We start from the raw sequence: 20,160 nt of genomic DNA, 5'->3' as shown, positions 1-20,160 counted from the left end.
TCTCGTGTGGCCCGCAGCCGGGCCGGTTTAATGCCGGAAAATTTGGCCGCTATTCTAGCAGAAAGCTATTTCGCCTTCAGCATGGCCAGCATGAAGGTGAAGGCCTGGCCGTAAATCTGCTCGATGGCCGGCACCATCAGCGGCAGCGTCAGATAGATGGTGATGAAACCGATCATCATCGTCAGCGGAAAGCCGAAGGTAAAAATATTGAACTGCGGTGCTGCACGGGTCATCACGCCAATGGCCAGGTTGGTGACCAGCAGTGCCGCAATCACCGGCATGGATAACCAGATACCCCAGGAAATAATGTGACTGCCCCATAACACCAGGGCCTTCAAGCCCTGCGCTGGCATGCTCATGCCAATGGGCAGTACCTGAAAGCTTTCCACCAGCGTGGAAATGACGACTTGATGCCCGTCAAAGGTAAGAAACAGCAGGAATACAAACATCGACAGCAGCTGCGATATCACCGGCACCTGGGCAGCATGCATGGGGTCGAAAAACATGGCAAAACCAAGGCCGGTTTGCGCGCCCATGATGAAACCGGCCATTTCCACTGCGGTCATGGTCAGACGCATGACAAAGCCCATGGCCAGGCCAATCAGCAATTGCTGAAACAGGATGGCAATACCGGCCGCCGAGATGACCGGCACCGCCGGTGTGGGTGGTAGCAGCGGCACCACCAGCATGGTCAACATCAGCGCGAAGCCGGCTTTGAAACGGCGCGGCACGCCGCGATAGGAATAAAGCGGCTCGACCAGGAACAAGCCGATAATGCGGGCAAACGGCCAGGCAAACATGGCCACCAGCGCATTGATCTGCGCGTCAGAAATACTGAACATGGCGCGCCGGGTCAGCCAATGACGCTGGGAATACTCTGAAACAGCCGGGTGGTGTATTCCACCAGTGTGTTCAGCATCCAGGGGCCGGCCAGCACCAGTACCAGAAACATGGCCAGCAGCTTGGGGATGAAGGTCAGCGTCATTTCATTGATCTGCGTAGCCGCCTGCAGCACGCTCACCAGCAGACCCACCACCAGCGACACCAGCAACACCGGTGCCGAGACGATGATCAGGATGTACAGTGCGTTCTGTACCAGATTGATGACCAGTTCCGGACTCATGATTCTCTCCTTGTGCTGGCGGGCTCCTGCCAGCCGCCTTTGGCCATCAGCCAGTTTTCCAGCGTCTCGCCATCCCGCGTCACTGTGTTGGCTCTGCACATGACATAGCCGGCCTGCTCGAACACCGGCCTCGCCACATGGCTGGCCCAGGCATGCAGGGCGACCACCCCTGCCTGCGACGCCGTCTCTTCGAGCTGGCGGATCATCTGCAGTGCCAGCCCGCGACGCTGCGCGGCAGGTGCCACATACAACATGTCGAACTCACCGGTTTGCGTGAGCCAGGCAAAACCCAGCAATTCGCCACCAGCGCTCACACCAATGCTCCAGCTGGCACACAGGCGTGCATGCCAGGCAGAAGCGGTTTCATCGTCCCAGATACCGGCCCAGGCCAGGCGAGCCGCCAGCGGGTAGGCATGATCCGGCAGGGCCGCAATGCTGTCAGCACACAGGGCGTGACACAGTGGCAGCATATCCGGTGTAAGCGGGTGGAATTCCATTGTTAGCCGGTGTAGAAGCTTTGTACCAGCGAACCCATCAGCAGGGTCCAGCCGTCCACCAGAACAAACAGCATCAACTTGAAGGGCAAGGAGATGGTGACTGGTGACACCATCATCATCCCCATGGCCATCAGGATACTGGCCACTACCAAGTCAATGATCATGAAGGGGATGAACACCATGAAGCCGATCTGGAAAGCGGTTTTCAGCTCACTGATGACATAGGCCGGAATCAGCGTCTTCATCGACACATCCGCCTTGGTGGCCGGTTTTTCCGAGCGGGAAATCTCGATGAAAAAGGCCAAGTCCTTCTCGCGGGTCTGGCTGAGCATGAAGGCCTTCATCGGCTTGCTGGCTTCTTCCACCGCCTGGTTAAAGCTGATCTTGTCGTCGGAAAACGGTGCCCAGGCTTTGTTGTACACCTGATCAAAAGTGGGCCCCATCACAAACAGGGTAAGAAACAGCGACAGCCCCAGAATCACCTGATTGGGCGGCGACTGGGTCACCCCCATGGCCTGGCGCAACAGGGACAGCACGATGACGATACGGGTAAAGGCTGTGGTCATCAGCAGCATGGCCGGGATAAAACCCAGCGCTGTCATGAACAACAGCATCTGCAGCGACAAGGAGTAGTTCTGACCGCCACCGGCACCGGGGGTGCTGGTCATCAGCGGCAAGCCCGCCGCCTGCGCCAGCACGGGCAGAACCAGCAGCAGCAGGGGCAGCAATCGGTAGGAGAGTTTCATTATTTGTTTGTAACTTCGGATTTCTGGCGACCCTTTTCCATGGCTGCCTTGAGCCAGCGCGCAAAGGGCTCGCCAGGCTGTACCACCTCGGCACCGGCATCCGGCGGCCTGTCCATCTTGGTCAGCAGGTTGACGCTGTGGCTGGTCACCCCCAGCACTAGCCATTCGCCTTCCAGCTCGACAATCACCACTTTTTCACGTTGCCCAACCAACACCCCACTCACCACGCGCAAGCGGTTGCTGCCGCCCAGCATGCCGCCGGACATACGGCGAAACAGCCAGGCCAGCCCGACAATGGCCGCCAGTACCACGGCCAGGCCAAGGATGACCTGCAGCAGGCTGGTAAACGGTGTTGGGCTGCTGGCCGCGACCAGCGGTTGCGAGCTGGCAATCGCCGCCAGCGTGGTACAGGACCAGGCCAGCGGCAACAGGCCCCAAACCTTGCCAGTGATGCGCATTACTTTTGTAAGCGGCGAATACGTTCCGCCGGCGTGATGATATCTGTCAGGCGGATACCAAACTTGTCATTCACCACCACCACCTCACCCTGGGCGATCAGGCAGCCGTTGACCAGTACATCCATCGGCTCACCGGCCAACCCGTCCAGTTCCACCACCGAGCCTTGCGCCAGCTGCAGCAGGTTGCGGATGGCAATTTTGGTACGCCCCAGCTCCACCGTCAGTTGCACCGGAATGTCGAGAATCATGTCCAGGTTGCTGGGCACGTTCAGCGAGGACTCGCTGCCGGTACCCAGTTCCTGGAACAGATTGGTTGCCGGCTGTACTGCGGCAGCGGCGGCGGCCTGTTCCGTATCGGTGGTTTCCTGCTCCGCCATTGCGGCGGCCCAGTCATCCATCGACACTTCATCTTCCGCCGCTCCCGGGGTCTGACCTTCTTCTAGCTGCTCAGTCATTGCTTGTTGTCTCCTGCGGGCTCGACGAATTCGCCAGCCCCGGCCAATACCTTGTCTACCTTGAGGGCATAGCGCCCCTGCACGGTACCATAGTGGCATTCCAGTACCGGGATGCCGGAAACATCCACCACCACGGCCTCCGGCACATCCAGCATCACCACATCACCGTTTTTCAAATTGAGAATCTGCCCCAGCGTGACCTTGGTTTCCGCCAGGGTGGCTACCAGTTCCACTTCTGCCGCCTGCACCTGGTGCGTCATCAGGCTGACCCAGCGGTTGTCCACTTCGGTACGGTCCGCCTGCATGGTGCTGGACAGCACATCGCGAATCGGCTCGACCATGGAGTATGGCAGACAGATGTGAAAATCGCCGCCACCGGCACCCAGTTCGATGTGAAAAGTCATCGCCACCACCACTTCGGTGGGCGTTGCGATATTGGCAAACTGGGTGTTCATTTCCGAGCGCAGGTAAACGAATTCGATGGGGTGCACCGGTTCCCAGGCTTTCTGGCATTCGGAAAACACCACCTCCAGCAGACGGCGGATGATGCGCTGCTCGGTCGGAGTAAAATCCCGGCCTTCCACGCGCACATGATAGCGGCCATCACTGCCGAACAGATTGTCCACGATCAGGAATACCAGATCCGGGTCAAAAATCAGCAGGCCGGTGCCGCGCAGCGGTTTGACATGAACCAGGTTGAGGTTGGTGGGCACCACCAGATTGCGAATGAACTCGCTGTACTTCTGCACCCGCACCGGGCCCACGGAAATTTCCGCGTTGCGCCGGATGAAATTGAACAGACCTATACGCAGGTTACGGGCGAAACGTTCATTGATGATTTCCAGCGTCGGCATACGGCCGCGCACGATGCGCTCCTGCCGGCCGATATCATAGCCACGGACTCCTTGCGAGTCCTGCGCGCTGTCATCATCTTCGTCCTCGCCGGTGACGCCCCTGAGTAGGGCATCCACCTCTTCCTGGGACAGGATATCGTCGCCCATCGCTTACTGCTTCTGAATGATGAAGGAAGTAAAGAGTACGCTCTGCACCAGCTCTTCTTCGCCGGAATCCATGGACTCATTGATGATCTGCTTCACCTGCGCCTTCAGCTTGACCTTGCCATCCGGGGTGGACAGCTCGGCTGCCGATTTGGACGACAGCAGCAGGATCAGCGCACTGCGGATCTTGGGCATGTAATCGGTAAACTTCTTCTTGGCTTCTTCATCACCCAATTCGGCCTGCATGTCCACTTGCAGCAGGCTGCCATCACCGCCAGACAGATTGACAACAAAGGTATCCAGCTTTTCAAAGATGGGAGGACCTTCTTTTTTCTTCTTGGCTTTTTCCTTGGTCTGCTCAGTCTGGGCCGTCGCATCATGCGGCTTGTTCATATTGGTGAACATCACGTAGGCAAGGCCACCCATGCCGGCCAGTACCAACACCAGAAGAATCACCACCACCAGCATCAGTTTGTTGCCACCCCCTGCTTTTTTCTCGCCCTTGTCCGCTTTATCCGCTTTTTTGTCTTCTGCCATGGGTCTTCAGTCCGTACGTTAGGTTTATAAGGAAATCTTAAGCCATTTCCTTATTATATTTTCCAGATTTCCGCACGAACTGAACAGAGCCCCCTTTTGAGCAATATCAGGCAAAGATACTAAGTATCCCGCGTGCGGACTTGATGGCAGCCAGCGTATCGTCTTCGTCATTGCCAGCGGCACTCTGACGGCGGCCATTCTGGTTCTGGTTGAATTGCTGTTGCCGATTCCCGGATTGTCCGCTGGAAACCTGTGCATCGGCAAGCGCTATACCACTGGAAGCCATCATGGAAACGAGTTTCGGCATGTTGTTTTCCAGAATTTCACGCGTTGCCGGCACTGCCGAGGTAAAAATTACCTGTGCTTGATCATTGCCATTCATTTTCAGGGTGACTTCCACCGGCCCCAGTTGCGGCGGATTCACCTGGATGGTGGCCTTGTCCATTTTCATGCTGACCATGGACATAACCTGGTCACCCAGTGCCTTGGACCAATTGGGGTCAGTCATTGGCTGCGAGATAGTCAACGTCTTGGTCTGACTGGTCTGCTGTGCCGCCTGATTGGCTGCCTGACTGGCATTGGCCAGTTGATCAGCATTGGGCGGCAAGAATTGCAGTGCAGCGGCATCCTTGCCCGGCAATTCTTGCGCCTGCAAACCTGCGGAGTGCTTCTGCGGCGCGGCAGCTTGCAACAAAGGATCGATGGCGGTGTCCTTGATACCAGCACTGGCTACATCGCTTGTCACTGGCGTCGCCGTGGGCTTGTCCTGCACCGGCTGCACTTGCAAACCGGCCTGCAGCAGCGGCAATGCTGCCAGCAGCATATTGGCACTGTTATCGGTGGATGCCGTATCGTCAGCAGCTGTGGAATCCTTGTCCTGCTTGCCTTTGCCGTCACCGGAACCGGTATCCGCCTGCGTTGGCAAGGCTGTGCCCAGACTGCCGATCTGCGCCCCCAATAAACTGGCAAATAAACCGCCGGCATCTTGCGTACCGGTATCCGCCTGTCCTGACGGCATGGCTGTCTTGGCGCTGCTCGCCGGCATTACGGTAATCGTCATGGCCGAAACCCCTGGGGAAAGATGCAGGCTTAGCAGCAAGTTGCATGCCAGCAGACTGCCCCAGCCAGTTACCGTCGCATTTGCTTTATTTTATTAATGCGAATCATTATCTTTTACATTACAATTGCAAATATTCCTGCCAGAACCAGTGCCCAAACGCACCTGACTACCGCAGTTCCCGTTGAATATCTGCAAGGAGCATAACCAGATGTCCCGTCCGTCCGCACGCATCCTCACCACCGCCCTGCTGGTTTCCACCCTGTTCGCTACCGCTGCCCATGCCGCACCCAGCGCCGAAGGCATCGTGGTTTACAACGCCCAGCATGAAAGCCTGACCAAATCCTGGGTGGAAGGCTTTACCAAAGAAACCGGCATCAAGGTTACCGTGCGCAATGGCAGCGACAGCGAAATGGGCAACCAGATCGTACAGGAAGGCGCATCCTCGCCTGCAGATGTATTCCTCACCGAGAATTCCCCGGCCATGGTGCTGGTAGACAATGCGCACCTGCTGGCACCGGTGGAGGCAAGCACCCTGGCGCAGGTTGATCACGCCTACCGCCCGGCACAGGGTAAGTGGGTTGGCATTGCCGCCCGCTCCACGGTATTTGTCTACAACAAGAACCGCGTGTCGCCAAAGGAATTACCCAAGTCGCTGCTGGATCTGGCCAAGCCGGAATGGAAAGGCCGCTGGGGCGCTGCACCTGCCGGAGCCGACTTCCAGGCCATCGTCAGCGCCTTGCTGGAGCAAAAAGGCGAAGCAGTCACCCTGGGCTGGCTGAAGGCGATGAAAATCAATGCACTGCCTTACAAGGGCAACAGCGTGGTGATGAAGGCGGTCAATGCCAGCCAGATCGATGGCGGTGTGATCTATCACTATTACTACTTTGGTGACCAGAGCAAGACTGGCGAAAACAGCAAGAACACTGCGCTGCACTACTTCAAGCAACAAGATCCGGGTGCCTTTGTCAGCTTGTCCGGCGGCGGCGTGCTGGCTTCGAGCAAGCACAAGGAAGAAGCCCAGGCCTTCCTGCAGTGGATTACCGGCAAGGGTGGGCAAACCATCCTGAGAACTGAAAATTCCTTCGAGTACGCCGTGGGCCTGGGTGCACAATCCAACCCCAAGCTGGTGCCGCTGAAAAATCTGGACGCGCCCAAGATTGACGCCTCCCGCCTGAACAGCCGCAAGACCGTCGAACTGATGACCCAGGCGGGCCTGCTGTAAAACCATGAGCACATCGCACTCTCCCGTCTCTGACGGGCAGCTGACGGCAACAAGCGATACTACCCTGCCCGCTGGCCTGCGCCTGCCGGGCAGGCAGTTGCCGGCCTGGCTGCAGGCCAGCTCCCTGCTGGTTTCCCTGCTGGCACTGTTGCCACTGGCCTTCATCATCGCCGTGTCGCTGCAAACCGGCTGGGATACTGTGGTCCGGCTGGTTTTCCGGCCACGTGTCGGCGAATTGCTGCTCAACACCAGCTTGCTGATGCTGATAACCGTGCCGCTATGCGTGGCAGTGGGCATCGCCATGGCCTGGCTGACGGAGCGCAGCAATCTGCCGGGGCGTCGCATCTGGTCGATGCTGGCCATCGCCCCGCTGGCGGTGCCTGCCTTTGTCCACAGCTATGCCTGGATCAGCCTGCTGCCCGCCTTTAACGGGCTGAGTGCGGCGGTATTACTATCGGTAATTGCCTATTTCCCGTTTATCTACCTTCCCGCCTCGGCAGCCTTGCGGCGCATGGATCCGGCGCTGGAAGACAGTGCAGCTTCGCTGGGGCTGAGCCCTTGGGCGGTGTTCCGCCGGGTAACCATGCCGCAGCTGAAGCTGGCAATATGGGGTGGAACCTTGCTGGTCAGCCTGCACTTGCTGGCCGAATACGGCCTGTACGCCATGCTGCGCTTTGACACCTTCACCACGGCCATCTTTGATCAGTTTCAGTCCAGTTTTAATGGCCCAGCAGCCAATATGCTGGCCGGCGTACTGGCATTGTGCTGTCTGGCACTGCTGTGGCTGGAGGCAGGAACACGCGGCAACGCCCGCTATGCAAGACTGGGTGCCGGTTCGGCCCGCAGCAGCGCACCAGTAAGACTGGGATGGCGCTGGACTCTGCCCGCGCTGCTGCTATGCCTGCTAAGCGTAGCCCTGACGCTGGGCGTACCGCTGATCACGCTGGGCCACTGGCTGTGGGAAGGCGGCACCGCCGCATGGGATAACGACAGCCTGTGGCCGGCATTGCAGCAGACCATGCTGCTTGGGGCGCTGGGGGCCGTACTGACCGTGCTGGCAGCCATTCCGCTGGCCTGGCTGTCCATCCGCGCACCCAGCAGGCTGCAAAGGCTGCAGGAAGGCTGCAACTACATCACCAGCGCCTTGCCTGGCATTGTGACGGCACTGGCACTGGTCACCATCACCATCAACTTTGCCCGCCCGCTATACCAGACCGTGTTCACCATTCTGCTGGCTTATTTGCTCATGTTTCTGCCACGGGCTCTGGTCAGCCTGCGCGCCGGTATTGCGCAGGCCCCTGCCGAACTGGAAAATGCCGCCCGCAGCCTGGGCAGCTCTCCCAGCCAGGCACTGTGGCGGGTGACGCTGCGCCTGGCCGCTCCCGGTGCAGCAGCCGGCATGGCAATGGTGTTTCTGGCCATCAGCAACGAGCTGACCGCCACCCTGCTGCTGGCCCCCAACGGCACCCGCACGCTGGCAACCGGCTTCTGGGCCATGACCAGCGAAATCGACTACATCATGGCTGCGCCGTATGCGCTGCTGATGGTGTTGCTGTCGCTGCCGCTAACCTGGCTGCTTCATTACCATTCAAAACGGAGTGCCGGTCGATGACATCCCTGCACCTGCAGCATCTGAGCAAATACTTTGGCACAACCCGCGCGGTCGACGATGTTTCGCTGACGACCAAGCAAGGCAGCCGCCTGGCCATTGTCGGCCCCTCCGGCTCGGGCAAAACAACCCTGCTGCGCATGATTGCGGGCTTCGAATATCCCGACCAGGGCAGCATCAGCCTGAACGGCAAGACGTTTGCCGCCGACGGACGCGTCCTGCCTGCGCACCTGCGTGGCATTGGTTACGTAGCGCAAGATGGCGCACTGTTTCCCCATCTGACAGTGGCCGACAATATCGGCTTTGGCCTGACACTCAAGGGACAAGAGCGCACCCGGCGCATTGCCGAGCTGGTGGAAATGGTGGCGCTGGATGCCGCCATGCTGTCGCGCTGGCCACACGAGCTATCCGGCGGCCAGCAACAACGCATCGCCCTGGCCCGCGCCCTGGCGCAGCAACCTCAGCTGATGCTGCTGGATGAGCCTTTTTCGGCACTGGATACCGGGCTGCGCGCCGCCATGCGCAAAATGGTGGCCCAGTTGCTGGGCGAGGCCGGCATCACGGCTATTCTGGTGACGCACGACCAAGCGGAGGCCCTGTCCTTTGCCGACCAACTGGCGGTCATGCGTCAGGGTCGGCTGATTCAGGCCGGTAGCCCGCAGCAGCTGTACAGCCAGCCAGTGGATGAGGCCACGGCATTGTTTCTGGGAGAGGCCGTGATTCTGCCTGCCCATATCCATGCAGGCAGGGCAAGCTGCGCGCTGGGCCAGGTGGCGGTCGACAATGCCCAGTTCAGCGGCGACGGACGCATCATGCTGCGCCCGGAACAGCTGAGCCTGCTGCCGGACAATAGTCCTGATCTGACAGCGCAGGCCCGGGTAATAGAATGTGATTTTGGTGGCCATGACAGCCTGGTGAGCCTGCAATTGCCGGGCGAAGACAAGGTGCTGCAGTTACGCACCAGCAGTTGGGCCTTGCCCGCACATGGCAGTACCGTGGGGCTGGCGATTCAGGGACGGGCGCACCTGCTGCCAGCCTGAGCCAGCCTCATTCCGCCCGCGTGCACTAGTCGTCGCCGTGGGTTTGGTCCCAGAAGCGACGGGTGGCAAATTCATCCGTCGCTTTTTGCTCGCGGCGCGCCTGTGCCAGCTGCTCGCGTTCCAGCTCCCGTTCCAGCAGCTTCTCGTAGGCCTTGAGCTTTTTATGCTCGTTACGCCAGGCCTGACGTTCCATGATGAAGCGCTGCTTGGCGAATTCGGTATCGCCCTGCTGGATGCGCACGGCTTCGTCCAGCCGACCCAGGAATTTCTGAAAGTCCTGCCACTGGGCAATGCTCATGCCCTTCATGCCGCCATTGGTCAGCCGCTCGCGGTATTCGCCACGAAAATTCTCCAGCTGCTCTTGCCGGTTCATCGCGTCCAGCGCCTTGGCCTGCGCCTGGCGCATGCGCTCGGCTGCCGCAGCCTGCTTGTCCTCGGCCAGCTTGATCAGGAAGGTGTATTTGCTCTGTGCCATGGCCTCAGCGCCTTACGCCAGCACGCTTTCCAGTTGTAACTGGCTGGTGGTGTAGTCCTGCGATTCGTGCATGGGCTGGGTGAGGAAACTGGTCATCTGCAGCTGGCGACGCATGGCCTCGTCCAGTACCGGGTCTGAGCCCGGCACATAAGCACCCACGCTGATCAGGTCGCGATTGCGCTGGTAGCGTGAGTACAGCTGCTTGAAGTAGCGCGCCTGGTCCATCTGCTTGGGCGGCACCACGTCCACCATCACCCGGCTGATGGATTGTTCGATGTCGATGGCCGGATAGTGGCCAGCCTCGGCCAGCTCGCGCGACAGCACAAAGTGACCATCCAGAATGGCCCGTGCCGAGTCGGCAATCGGGTCTTGCTGGTCATCACCCTCGGACAGCACGGTATAGAAGCCGGTAATGGAGCCGCCACCCAGCGCGGCATTGCCGGCACGTTCAATCAACTGGGGCAGCCGGGCAAATACCGAGGGCGGATAACCCTTGGTGACGGGCGGCTCGCCAATGGCCAAGGCGATTTCGCGCTGCGCCATGGCATAACGGGTAACCGAATCCATCAGCAGCAGCACGTCTTTGCCCTGGGCGCGGAAATACTCGGCCAGCGCGGTGGCATACGCCGCGCCATGCAAGCGCATCAAGGGTGGCATGTCGGCCGGTGCAGCCACCACCACGGCGCGGGCGATGCCCTCCTCGCCCAGAATGTTCTCGATGAAGTCCTTGACCTCGCGACCCCGCTCGCCAATCAGCCCCACCACCACCACATCGGCGCGGGTGAAGCGCGCCATCATGCCCAGCAGTACCGACTTGCCGACGCCGGAACCGGCAAACAGGCCAAGACGCTGGCCTCGCCCTACCGTCAGCAGGCCGTTGATGGCGCGTACGCCGACATCCAGCACCTGCTTGACCGGAGAACGGTCCAGCGGGTTCATCGGCTGGCTGTGCAGGGGGAAATAGGCTTCGGGATGTATGGGCCCCTTGCCGTCAAGCGGGCGGCCCAGCGAATCGAGAATACGGCCCAGCAGGCTTTCACCCACCGGCACCTGGCGGCCTGCCGGTCCATTAACCCGTGCCGAAACCACATTCTGCCCGTAACACGGCGGATGGGACGGAGCCATTGGCCGTACCGGCGTACCAGGCAGCAGGCCATGGACATTGGCCAAGGGCATCAGATAGACCCTGTCGCCGGAAAAACCCACCACCTCGGCCTCCACCACATGGCTGTCCGCCAGCTCTACCTGGCAGGCACTGCCTACCGGCAGCTTGATGCCGGTGGCTTCCATCACCATGCCGGTTACTCGCAACAGCCGGCCACAGGGCTGCCACAACGGGGCATCCTGTGCGGCGCGGACACAGTCGCTCAGAAAATGACGCTGTCTATCAATCAGTGTGGTCATCGGATGTGGCTTCCAGCCCCATGGCACCGCGCAGCGCAGCCAGGCGCGCCGACAGGCGCAGATCCAGCTGCAAGGCAGCAGTATCGATGATGCAGCCACCGCGCTGAATATGCGGGTCTTCAATCCACTGCCACTGGGTTTCCGGTGTTTCCTGCTGCAGGAACTGGCGCACAGCGTCCAGATCAGCCGGATTCACCCGCAAACGTGCCTGGCTCATGGTGGAGGGTAATTCATTCAGTACTTGGCGCAGCTGGGCAATAATGGCGCTTTCACTTTGTAGCAAGTGCTCTCCGGCCAAACGTTCGGCCATCTGCACCGCGAGCTTCAGCAGGGAGGTGGCCAGTTCTTCTTCCACCCGGCCCAGTTCGCGGGCAAAGCTGGCTGACATCTCCTGCAGTGGTGTCCACAGTTGGGCAAACTGCCCTGCGGCCTGGTCGTGGCCTTGCTGCAGTCCTTGCGCCAGCCCTTCGGCATGGCCTGCCTGTACGCCTTCGTCGTAGCCGGTTTGCCAGGCTTCCTGATGAATGGCTTCCAGCTCGGAAGCGGTGGGATAGCCAGACGCGGTGGCCGGTTCGCCATCAGGTTCGATGGTTTCCTCTACAGCCTCGGCAGAGGCCGCCAGCTCGGCATCCGCCACCGTGGGTGCCTGCTCCAGGTGTCGGCGCAGGGCATCCAGCCCGGCCAGCTGGTTTGGGCTGAAACTGCCGTCGTTCTGGGTTAGCTCGGCCGGTACCCAGCTTTGCCAGCCATCCAGTTGCTCGCCCGGAATAATGGGATTATTCGACAAGGCCTTCGTCACCACCCTTGCTGCCTAGCACGATCTGACCATCGTCGGCCAGTTTGCGCACGACTTTGAGGATTTCCTTCTGCTCGGCTTCCACTTCGGACAGTTTGACCGGTCCTTTGGATTCCAGATCGTCGCGCAGCATTTCGGCTGCGCGTTGCGACATATTGCGGAAAATCTTGTCCTTGAGCTCGGCACTGGTGCCCTTGAGCGCCACCACCAGCGAGTCGGACTGGACTTCGCGCAGGATGGTCTGGATGGAACGATCGTCGATGTCGAGAATGTTCTCGAACACGAACATCTTGTCCTGAATGCGTTGCGCCAGTTCCGGGTCGTATTCACGGATGTAATTGAGCGCCGAGCCTTCCACATTGGAACCCATGAAGTTGAGGATTTCCGCAGTAAGGCTGATGCCGCCAGAAGCACTCTTCTTGATGCGATCAGAGCCGGACAACAGCTGGGTCAGCACATCGTTCAGTTCGCGCAGCGCCTGCGGCTGTACGCCTTCCAGCGTGGCGGTACGGATCAGCACCTCGTTGCGCAGCCGCTCCGGGAAGAAGGCCAGGATGGAGCTGGACAGGTCCGGCTCCAGATGCACCAGGATGGTGGCAATGATCTGCGGGTGCTCGTGGCGGATCAGGTCGGCAGCCGAGGACGGATCCATCCACTTCAGGCTTTCGATACCGCTGTGGTCGTTGCCCTGCATGATCTTGTCCAGCAGGTTGGCCGCCTTGTCCGGCCCCAGCGCTTCGATCAATACATTGCGCAGGTATTCGTCGGACGCACCGATGCTGGCGCGCGCCGCACATTCCTCGCGGAATTTGCCGACGATATCGTCAATCTGGTCGTAGCTCAGATTATTGATGGCCGCCATGGCTAGCGAAATCTTTTGCACTTCCTTGGGGCCCAGGTACTTGAACACTTCCACCGCTTCGGCCTGCCCCAGGCTGAACAGCAGGACCGCACTGCGGTGAACGCCGTTATCACTCATCGGAGCTTATCCATTCCTTGATGATCTGGGCGGCCATGCGCGGATCAGACTTCACCAGCTCACGTGCGGCTTCCAGATTAAGGTTGTACTGACGCATCTGCGCATCCTTGGGACTTTCCGGGCTGCCATCTGCGTGCGTAGCCGCAGCACCCTTGCCACCAGCGGCAGTACTCACAGCACCACCCTCTTCGTCGCCCGCAACAGCCAGCAGGCGGCCACCGGCATCGGTAAGTGGCTTGCCATCCGCGCCTTTCTTGACGGCATCCTGCGGCTTGACCAGATCCTTGACGATAGGCCGCACCACCCCAAACAGCAAATACAGCACGGCAATGGTCAGCAGGGCGTACTTGATCAGGCTGGAGGCATTGTTGGTGAGATAATCGGTCACCTTCTCCTGCATGGTCACCGGCACCGCCGCATCGGCAAAGGCGGCATTCACCACATTCAGCGTATCTCCACGCTGATTGTTGTAACCCATGGTTTCCTTGACCAGATTGTTGATCTGCTGGATTTCCTGGGCCGTCAGCGGCGTGGGTTTCATTTCACCGTTTTTATCCGGCATCTTGCGATAGTTCACCACCACGGCAGCAGACAGGCGTTTCACCACGCCTTGCGGCATCTTGGTGTGCTGAATGGTCTTGTCCACCTCGTAATTGGTGGTGATGTCACGTTCCAGCGCACCGGATTGCCCCATTGCCTGCCCGGACAGCGTGGCGGTGCCAGGTGCGGCACCGGGCGGCAGGGTGATGGGGGCCGATGCAGACGACGGCGGCTGGTTGGACAAAGCGCCCGGCACACCACTGGCACCACCCGCGCCGTTACCCAGTTTTTCCACGATTTGCTGGCTGCGGGTGGCGGACGGATTCGGCGTGGAGTTGGGGCGATAGCTTTCGGAGGTTTGCTCTACTTCGGAGAAATCCACATTGGCCGTCACCTGGGCGTGGATATTACCCTGACCAAAAATGGGCTCCAGAATGCTTTCGATACGCTTGACGTAGCCATCTTCCACCTGGCGGACATAGCCCAGCTGAGTCTGATCCATGCCGGCGGTGTCCTTGTCGGACAGCTTGGACAGCATATTGCCGTCCTGATCCACCACCGTGACATTTTTTACCGACAGATTGGGTACTGCACTGGACACCAGGTGCACGATACCGGCCACCTGGCCCTGATCCAGCGTGCGGCCACGGAACAGGTTCAGCATCACCGAGGCTGTTGGCTGTTGCTGGTCGCGCACGAATACGCTTTGCTTGGGAATGGCAATATGAATGCGGGCTGTCTCCACCGAGCCAATGGCCTCGATGGTACGTGCCAGCTCGCCCTCGATAGCCCGCTGATAGTTAACCTGCTCGGCAAACTGGCTGATACCGAACTTCTGGTTGTCCATCAGTTCGAAACCCACCCCCCCCGCCTTGGGCAGGCCTTGGGCGGCAAGACGCAGACGCGCGTCGTATACCTTGTCAGCCGGAACGGACACGGTACCGCCATCACCCAGCTGATAGGGAATGTTCATCTGCTGCAAGGCAGCCGTTACCTGACCGCCATCGCGGTCGGCAATATTGGAAAACAGGATTTTGTAGCTGGGCTGCCGATTTAGTACCGCAGCGCCGACAATGACAGAGAAAATGGCGGCCAGGGCCACCAGGAAGAGGATCTTTTTATTGTTGGGAAGCGACTTGAAACGCTCGGAAGCATCGTTGAGCCGGGTTCGCCAAACAGGAGTTGCGTTTTGTTCTGCCAGATCAGCCATACAGTGGTTTTAGTTTCAGGCACAGCCACTGCCGGCAGCATAAGGATATGGTGGCGGCCAGGCTATACCTGGGTATTCATGATTTCCTGATAGGCGGACACCAGCTTGTTGCGCGCCTGGACCATGGTCTGGAACGACAGGCTGGCTTTCTGCAAGGAGACCATCACGTCCTGCAGGTTAACCCCCTCGTCTCCCAACTCGAACTGCTTCTGCATTTCCTGCGAAGTTTGCTGAGCAGAATTCACCTGCTCAATCGTTGATTTGAGAACATCGGCAAAGTCAACTTGCGACGCATCCTGCGACTGCGCGGCGGGCTTTCCGCCAGCCAGGGCCGATGCGGCCCGCAGCTCGCTCAACATCTGGTCTACATTATTAATCGACATGGCTACTCCGTACTGCGTACGTCCAGGTCATCCGGATCCTCATCCTGGCCATCTTCTTCACGGTAGCGCTGCAATTTATAGCGCAGCGTGCGTTCACTGATGCCCAGTTTTTCAGCAGCGAGTTTCTTGACGCCTCCCACTGCTGCCAGTGTATCCAGAATATGACGTTTTTCCAGCGTTTTCATGTCGGACTCTGCCGTCATGATAGGCGGGACTATGGTTTCTGTCCGGGTAAGCGGTGTCGAACCGGAAACATCATCCAGCAAAAGGTCGGCGGCAATAATTGCCGACCCGGCGGCAAGAATCACCGCCCGCTGCATGACATTTTCCAATTCGCGGATGTTACCTTCCCAACTATAGGCCGTCAATTGACGTTCTGCCTCTTCGGAGAGGCTCATTCCAGAACGTCCGGCCGCTTCAGCGTATTTCTTAAGCACAAGCCGTGCCAGCGGCAGAATATCCTCGCGCCGCTCGGCCAGTGCCGGGATGCGCAGCGGGAAAACATTCAGCCGGAAATACAAGTCTTCGCGGAAGCGGCCGGCGTCCACCTCTCCGGCAACATCACGGTTGGAAGTAGCCAGCACGCGGATATCCAGCTTGATGGTGCGGGTACTGCCCACGCGCTCCACTTCTCGCTCCTGCAATACCCGTAACAACTTGGCTTGCAAGGACATGGGCATTTCGGTGACTTCATCCAGCAGGATGGTACCGCCCTGTGCCTGTTCAAACTTGCCGGGCAAGGCTTGCGCCGCACCGGTAAATGCGCCTTTTTCGTGGCCGAACAGCGTGGATTCCAGCAGATTATCCGGAATGGCAGCACAGTTGACCGCCACAAACGGGCCTTCGGCACGGCGTGAATGACGGTGAATATAACGTGCCAGCACTTCCTTGCCCGCACCGCTGGGGCCGGTAATCATCACGCTGGCGTCGCTACCGGCCACGCGGCTGGCCAGGGCGAGCAACTGGCGCATTTGCGGCGATTCAGCCACAGCCTCGTCACGTTCGCTGTCCGGCAGCTTGAGAATGTGCTTTTCCACTTCGGCAATCAGGCTGGCCGGTTCGAAGGGTTTGAGCAGGTAGTGCGTGGCTCCGGCCCGCAGTAATTCGATGGCGCGCTCGATGATGCCGTAAGCAGTCATCAGGATGAAAGGCACGCCGGGATAACGAACTTTTACCTCTTCAAACAGGCTGTAGCCATCCATCGGGGCCATCTGGGCATCGGAGATGATCAGGCCAACCGGGGTTTTCTTCAGCTGCAGCAAAGCGGCACTGCCATCACCGGCTTCCAGGGTGGGATAACCGGCCAGGCTGAGGGTATCGACGATAGCTTCACGCAGATCGGCATCGTCTTCGACGACAAGAATGGGCAACTTCATCGGTTCTTCTTATACAGTTGGCTGACGTTGGGCCACCAGTGCCACCAGGCGGCCGGCGATGGAGGTCAGGGGCAATACTTCGTGATTGCCTTTCAGGGCAATGGCTTCCTTGGGCATGCCAAACACCACGCAACTGGCTTCATCCTGGGCAATGTTGTAGGCACCGGCCTCTTTGAGTTCCAGCATGCCCTGGGCACCATCGCGCCCCATGCCGGTCAGGATGACACCGATACAGTTTTTGCCGGCCAGATTAGCTGCAGAACGGAACAGCACATCCACTGATGGCCGGTGCCGGTTGACCGGCGGCCCGCTGTGCAGTGACGTGGCGTAGCCAATGGTTGCAGCCGACTTGAGCAGCAGGTGTGAATGGCCGGGAGCGATATATACCGTGCCGGGCTGCAGGCGCTCGCCGTCCTCCGCCTCCTTGACATGCAGCTGGCACAATGAATCCAGACGGGCAGCAAAGGACTTGGTAAACAGTTCCGGCATGTGTTGGGTAATGAGGATGGGCGGCATGTTGGCCGGCAGCGCGCTGAGCAGGACGCGCAGTGCCTCGGTTCCGCCGGTGGATGAACCCACCACGATGACAGTCTGGCGTGCCAGCGGCGTGCGGCCAGGCTGGCGCGGCAAAATGACATCGGCGCTGTGACTTGGCACCACTTCCATTGGCACGATTGATTCCCGCGAAAACTGTCCCATTTGCTTCCTTGCAATCTTTACTGCAGTCGCAGCCGTATTCGGGTGCCTAGCTTAAGCCCACACCGGCATTATGCCAATACAATCATCCTGCCGGCTGCGTGATTCCCCATTGCTTTAGCTGGCTGATCCAGCCATCACTGGCGGCTTCGATCAGATCCAGCACCAGATCAAAACCATGCGGGCCACCATAATACGGGTCTGGCACTTCCTGTGGCGGTTGTTTGCCCAGCGGGGCCAGGATGTAATCCAGCTGCGCCCGGCTTGCTGCTGGGCGCATGGCCCGCAGGGCGGTCATATTATGACGGTCTGCCGCCAAAATCAGGTCAAAACGCTCGAAATCTGCGGCGTTGACCTGACGTGCGCGCTGTAGCGAGAGGTCATAGCCACGTTGGCCAGCGGCGCGGCAACTGCGCGGATCGGGTGCTTCTCCCAGATGATAGGCATGCGTGCCAGCCGAATCCACGCTGACCAGCCCATCCAGCCCGGCCTGCTGCAGACGGGTGCGCAGCACGCCTTCAGCCGTGGGGGAGCGGCAGATGTTTCCCATGCAGACCATCAGGATTGCAAATTGCTTGTTCATGTCTTCCCGCTCTCGCCTTGCGACCTCCGCAGTGGATGGCCACTATTGTTTCAAGCTACACCAGTCTGGCTTTCAACATAAACCAATCAGCCACATCTGGCACCCTGCTAGTCGCGGCTGACTCCCGCCGACCAGTACCGGGCGGCCCACGCCTGCTGACTGACTTCATCCAGAAAACTCCAGGCCAGCACGCGGCTGCGCTTTTGCCCCTGGGCCATTTGCACTACCCGGCTCTGCCGTACTCCGGCCTCACGCAAGGCATGCTGCAGGGCGGGCAGGCTGTCGGCACTGGATAGCAGGCTGGTAAACCAGCAGCACTGCCGGGCAAAACGCGCGCTTTGGACAATCATCGCGGCAACAAAAGCACGCTCGCCACCCGGATAGCACAATTCCTGCTGCTGACCGCCAAAGTTCAGCACCGGACTGCCATGGCCTGCCTGCTTGCCCAGATTGCGCCATTTGCGCTGGCTACCCGCTGCCGCATCTGCGCGCGAGGCGTGAAATGGCGGGTTGCATACCGTGACATCAAAACGCTCGCCGGGGCGGATGATGCCAGCAAACATGGCATCCTTGCGGGGCTGATGGCGTAATTCCACATGTGCGGCAAAGCGCGGGTTGGCCTGCAGAATGGTCTGGGCATTGGCTAGCGCCGGTTTATCGACGTCGGTGCCGATACAGTCCCAGCCATACTCGGCATGCGCCAGCAGTGGATATACCAGGTTGGCCCCGGTACCGATGTCCAGCAGGCGGATGGCCGAGCCTTGTGGCAGCTGTCCTTGCTGGCAAGCAGCCAGCAGATCGGCAATGCAGTGGATGTAATCGGCACGCCCGGGGATGGGCGGGCACAGATAGCCGGGTGGAATATCCCAGGCCTGAATACCGTATAGCTGCGCCAGCAGCGCCTGGTTAAGCAGTTTCACCGCCAGCGGTCGGGCAAAGTCGATGCTGGGCTGGCCTTGGGCATTGGGTTTGACATGGGGCTTAAGTGCCGGGCAGGCAGCAATCAGTGCCGCAAAGTCATACTGACCCTGATGACGGTTACGCGGATGCAAGCGGGCGGCGGCGGGCTTGGCGTGTGCATGCGGCTTGGCTTGCATGCGGGCTCCTTGACGGCGGGGAAACGGCGAAAAGCCGGCATTGTGCCAGCATTCCGCCATGCTGTCCGGCCCATGCCTTCCCTGGCATGGTTTCAGGGACGGGGGGGTGCCGGGGTATTTTCGTAACGGGATTCGATTTCATGATAGCCACCGCTCTTGCGCAGCAGCTCCAGTCCACGATCAAAATTATCCCGCTGCCACTGATAACGGAATGCCATCTGGTAAGGGGTAACCGGAAACAGGCGGTATACCGTGACCGGCTGGCGGGCCACCAGTTCTGCCGGCAATTGCTGGTTGAAATAGCTGATGATGCGCCAGTCGCCAACAATCACATCAACCCGGCCAGCATAAAGCAGCAGATTGCGCACCTGCTGGTCACCCTCTTCGCGATAGCGCAAATTGGCATTGGCCATGGCTTCAAACTGCGGTCCCAGCAACTGCCGGGCACGCTGGAATGCACTGACCGAATAGCGTGACAGATCGCTGATATCGTTCAGCACCAGCTTGCGCTGTGTCAGGGCCACCGCCACATTGTGATATTCCAGATAGGGCTGGGAAAAATAGGCCTTTAGCTGGCTGTAGGGGTTGGTAGTGGCAATGCCGTCCAGTCGGCCCTGCTGCAGCATGCTCTGCAGACGCTCCATCGGCGCGAAGAAGGGTTGGACTTCCATGCCGACACGCCGCGCGGCCGCCACGATGATGTCAACCTCCAGCCCGCGCCGCTCGGACTCAAACACATAAGGTGGCTTATTGCTGCCAAAGCCGATCTGCAAAACCACGGCCTTGCCGCCACTTCCGGTTACGGCCAGTGCCGGCAGGCTGCCCAGCAGACCGCAGATGCCCAGAAAAAGGGTCCGTCTTGTTATCATTTTTCCT

General features: G+C 59.5%; 23 protein-coding genes. 3 read left to right on the top strand and 20 right to left on the bottom strand.

Annotation, left to right across the window (positions count from 1 at the left end; translation table 11 throughout):
- Positions 1 to 65 precede the first annotated feature (65 nt).
- From fliR to ACODR9_RS13620, 9 genes are all read right to left on the bottom strand, one after another.
- Positions 66 to 842 carry a flagellar biosynthetic protein FliR gene (fliR, locus tag ACODR9_RS13660; protein WP_488809918.1) on the bottom strand — a complete coding sequence of 259 codons (777 nt, stop codon included), beginning with the start codon at positions 840 to 842 and terminating at the stop codon, positions 66 to 68.
- Positions 843 to 853: 11 nt separating this feature from the next.
- Positions 854 to 1,123 carry a flagellar biosynthesis protein FliQ gene (gene fliQ, locus ACODR9_RS13655; protein WP_045848343.1) on the bottom strand — a complete coding sequence of 90 codons (270 nt, stop codon included), beginning with the start codon at positions 1,121 to 1,123 and terminating at the stop codon, positions 854 to 856.
- Positions 1,120 to 1,620, bottom strand: coding sequence for a GNAT family N-acetyltransferase (locus ACODR9_RS13650; RefSeq protein WP_488809916.1), 501 nt, complete (start codon positions 1,618 to 1,620; stop codon positions 1,120 to 1,122). Before ACODR9_RS13650 ends, fliQ begins: the two co-directional genes overlap by 4 nt.
- Positions 1,621 to 1,622: 2 nt before the next feature.
- Positions 1,623 to 2,366, bottom strand: a complete 744-nt coding sequence (fliP, locus tag ACODR9_RS13645) for a flagellar type III secretion system pore protein FliP (protein ID WP_488809915.1) — start codon at positions 2,364 to 2,366, stop codon at positions 1,623 to 1,625.
- On the bottom strand, positions 2,366 to 2,824 hold the full coding sequence (gene fliO / locus ACODR9_RS13640) for a flagellar biosynthetic protein FliO (RefSeq protein WP_488809914.1): 459 nt from the start codon (positions 2,822 to 2,824) through the stop codon (positions 2,366 to 2,368). Before fliO ends, fliP begins: the two co-directional genes overlap by 1 nt.
- Positions 2,824 to 3,279, bottom strand: coding sequence for a flagellar motor switch protein FliN (gene fliN / locus ACODR9_RS13635; protein ID WP_488809913.1), 456 nt, complete (start codon positions 3,277 to 3,279; stop codon positions 2,824 to 2,826). Before fliN ends, fliO begins: the two co-directional genes overlap by 1 nt.
- Positions 3,276 to 4,280: a flagellar motor switch protein FliM gene (gene fliM, locus ACODR9_RS13630; protein ID WP_488809912.1), complete on the bottom strand. Its 1,005-nt coding sequence runs from the start codon at positions 4,278 to 4,280 to the stop codon at positions 3,276 to 3,278. Before fliM ends, fliN begins: the two co-directional genes overlap by 4 nt.
- A 3-nt stretch (positions 4,281 to 4,283) precedes the next feature.
- Entirely contained in the window at positions 4,284 to 4,814 is a 531-nt protein-coding gene (locus ACODR9_RS13625) for a flagellar basal body-associated FliL family protein (protein WP_488809911.1), read from the bottom strand.
- Between the two features lie 106 nt (positions 4,815 to 4,920).
- Positions 4,921 to 5,874: a flagellar hook-length control protein FliK gene (locus ACODR9_RS13620; RefSeq protein WP_488809909.1), complete on the bottom strand. Its 954-nt coding sequence runs from the start codon at positions 5,872 to 5,874 to the stop codon at positions 4,921 to 4,923.
- A gap of 208 nt (positions 5,875 to 6,082) precedes the next feature.
- Between ACODR9_RS13620 and ACODR9_RS13615 the strand changes: the two genes are divergently transcribed.
- From ACODR9_RS13615 to ACODR9_RS13605, 3 genes are read left to right on the top strand one after another with little or no spacing between them, the layout of a single operon-like run.
- Positions 6,083 to 7,096 (top strand): iron ABC transporter substrate-binding protein, encoded by a 1,014-nt coding sequence (locus ACODR9_RS13615; protein ID WP_488809908.1) that lies wholly within the window; start codon positions 6,083 to 6,085, stop codon positions 7,094 to 7,096.
- Between the two features lie 4 nt (positions 7,097 to 7,100).
- The gene (locus tag ACODR9_RS13610) at positions 7,101 to 8,708 is read left to right on the top strand and encodes an ABC transporter permease (protein ID WP_488809907.1); all 1,608 of its coding nucleotides are present in this window, start codon (positions 7,101 to 7,103) and stop codon (positions 8,706 to 8,708) included.
- Complete coding sequence (locus ACODR9_RS13605) at positions 8,705 to 9,745, top strand: ABC transporter ATP-binding protein (protein WP_488809906.1); 1,041 nt, start codon at positions 8,705 to 8,707, stop codon at positions 9,743 to 9,745. Before ACODR9_RS13610 ends, ACODR9_RS13605 begins: the two co-directional genes overlap by 4 nt.
- A gap of 25 nt (positions 9,746 to 9,770) precedes the next feature.
- Here ACODR9_RS13605 and fliJ read toward each other — a convergent pair whose 3' ends face one another.
- The 11 genes from fliJ to ACODR9_RS13550 all read right to left on the bottom strand — a co-directional run bounded on the left by fliJ (position 9,771) and on the right by ACODR9_RS13550 (position 20,153).
- Positions 9,771 to 10,220 carry a flagellar export protein FliJ gene (gene fliJ / locus ACODR9_RS13600; protein WP_488809905.1) on the bottom strand — a complete coding sequence of 150 codons (450 nt, stop codon included), beginning with the start codon at positions 10,218 to 10,220 and terminating at the stop codon, positions 9,771 to 9,773.
- 12 nt (positions 10,221 to 10,232) lie between these two features.
- A complete protein-coding gene (gene fliI / locus ACODR9_RS13595) occupies positions 10,233 to 11,624 on the bottom strand; it encodes a flagellar protein export ATPase FliI (protein ID WP_488809904.1) in 1,392 nt (463 codons plus the stop codon).
- On the bottom strand, positions 11,608 to 12,411 hold the full coding sequence (locus ACODR9_RS13590) for a FliH/SctL family protein (RefSeq protein WP_488809903.1): 804 nt from the start codon (positions 12,409 to 12,411) through the stop codon (positions 11,608 to 11,610). Before ACODR9_RS13590 ends, fliI begins: the two co-directional genes overlap by 17 nt.
- Positions 12,401 to 13,399 carry a flagellar motor switch protein FliG gene (gene fliG, locus ACODR9_RS13585; protein WP_059286226.1) on the bottom strand — a complete coding sequence of 333 codons (999 nt, stop codon included), beginning with the start codon at positions 13,397 to 13,399 and terminating at the stop codon, positions 12,401 to 12,403. The genes ACODR9_RS13590 and fliG overlap by 11 nt, the downstream gene beginning before the upstream one ends.
- Positions 13,392 to 15,149 (bottom strand): flagellar basal-body MS-ring/collar protein FliF, encoded by a 1,758-nt coding sequence (gene fliF / locus ACODR9_RS13580; RefSeq protein WP_488809902.1) that lies wholly within the window; start codon positions 15,147 to 15,149, stop codon positions 13,392 to 13,394. Before fliF ends, fliG begins: the two co-directional genes overlap by 8 nt.
- A gap of 62 nt (positions 15,150 to 15,211) precedes the next feature.
- Positions 15,212 to 15,532 (bottom strand): flagellar hook-basal body complex protein FliE, encoded by a 321-nt coding sequence (fliE, locus tag ACODR9_RS13575; protein WP_089085233.1) that lies wholly within the window; start codon positions 15,530 to 15,532, stop codon positions 15,212 to 15,214.
- 2 nt (positions 15,533 to 15,534) lie between these two features.
- On the bottom strand, positions 15,535 to 16,908 hold the full coding sequence (locus ACODR9_RS13570; RefSeq protein ID WP_488809900.1) for a sigma-54-dependent transcriptional regulator: 1,374 nt from the start codon (positions 16,906 to 16,908) through the stop codon (positions 15,535 to 15,537).
- Between the two features lie 9 nt (positions 16,909 to 16,917).
- The gene (locus tag ACODR9_RS13565; RefSeq protein WP_488809899.1) at positions 16,918 to 17,607 is read right to left on the bottom strand and encodes a chemotaxis protein CheB; all 690 of its coding nucleotides are present in this window, start codon (positions 17,605 to 17,607) and stop codon (positions 16,918 to 16,920) included.
- Positions 17,608 to 17,689: 82 nt separating this feature from the next.
- On the bottom strand, positions 17,690 to 18,187 hold the full coding sequence (locus tag ACODR9_RS13560; RefSeq protein ID WP_488809898.1) for a low molecular weight protein-tyrosine-phosphatase: 498 nt from the start codon (positions 18,185 to 18,187) through the stop codon (positions 17,690 to 17,692).
- Positions 18,188 to 18,294: 107 nt separating this feature from the next.
- Positions 18,295 to 19,284, bottom strand: a complete 990-nt coding sequence (gene rlmF, locus ACODR9_RS13555; RefSeq protein ID WP_488809897.1) for a 23S rRNA (adenine(1618)-N(6))-methyltransferase RlmF — start codon at positions 19,282 to 19,284, stop codon at positions 18,295 to 18,297.
- Between the two features lie 92 nt (positions 19,285 to 19,376).
- Positions 19,377 to 20,153 carry a substrate-binding periplasmic protein gene (locus ACODR9_RS13550; RefSeq protein ID WP_488809896.1) on the bottom strand — a complete coding sequence of 259 codons (777 nt, stop codon included), beginning with the start codon at positions 20,151 to 20,153 and terminating at the stop codon, positions 19,377 to 19,379.
- Positions 20,154 to 20,160: the final 7 nt, after the last annotated feature.

The organism is Aquitalea sp. FG25, assembly GCF_057809375.1.
This window is presented reverse-complemented; position numbering and strand designations above follow the sequence as displayed.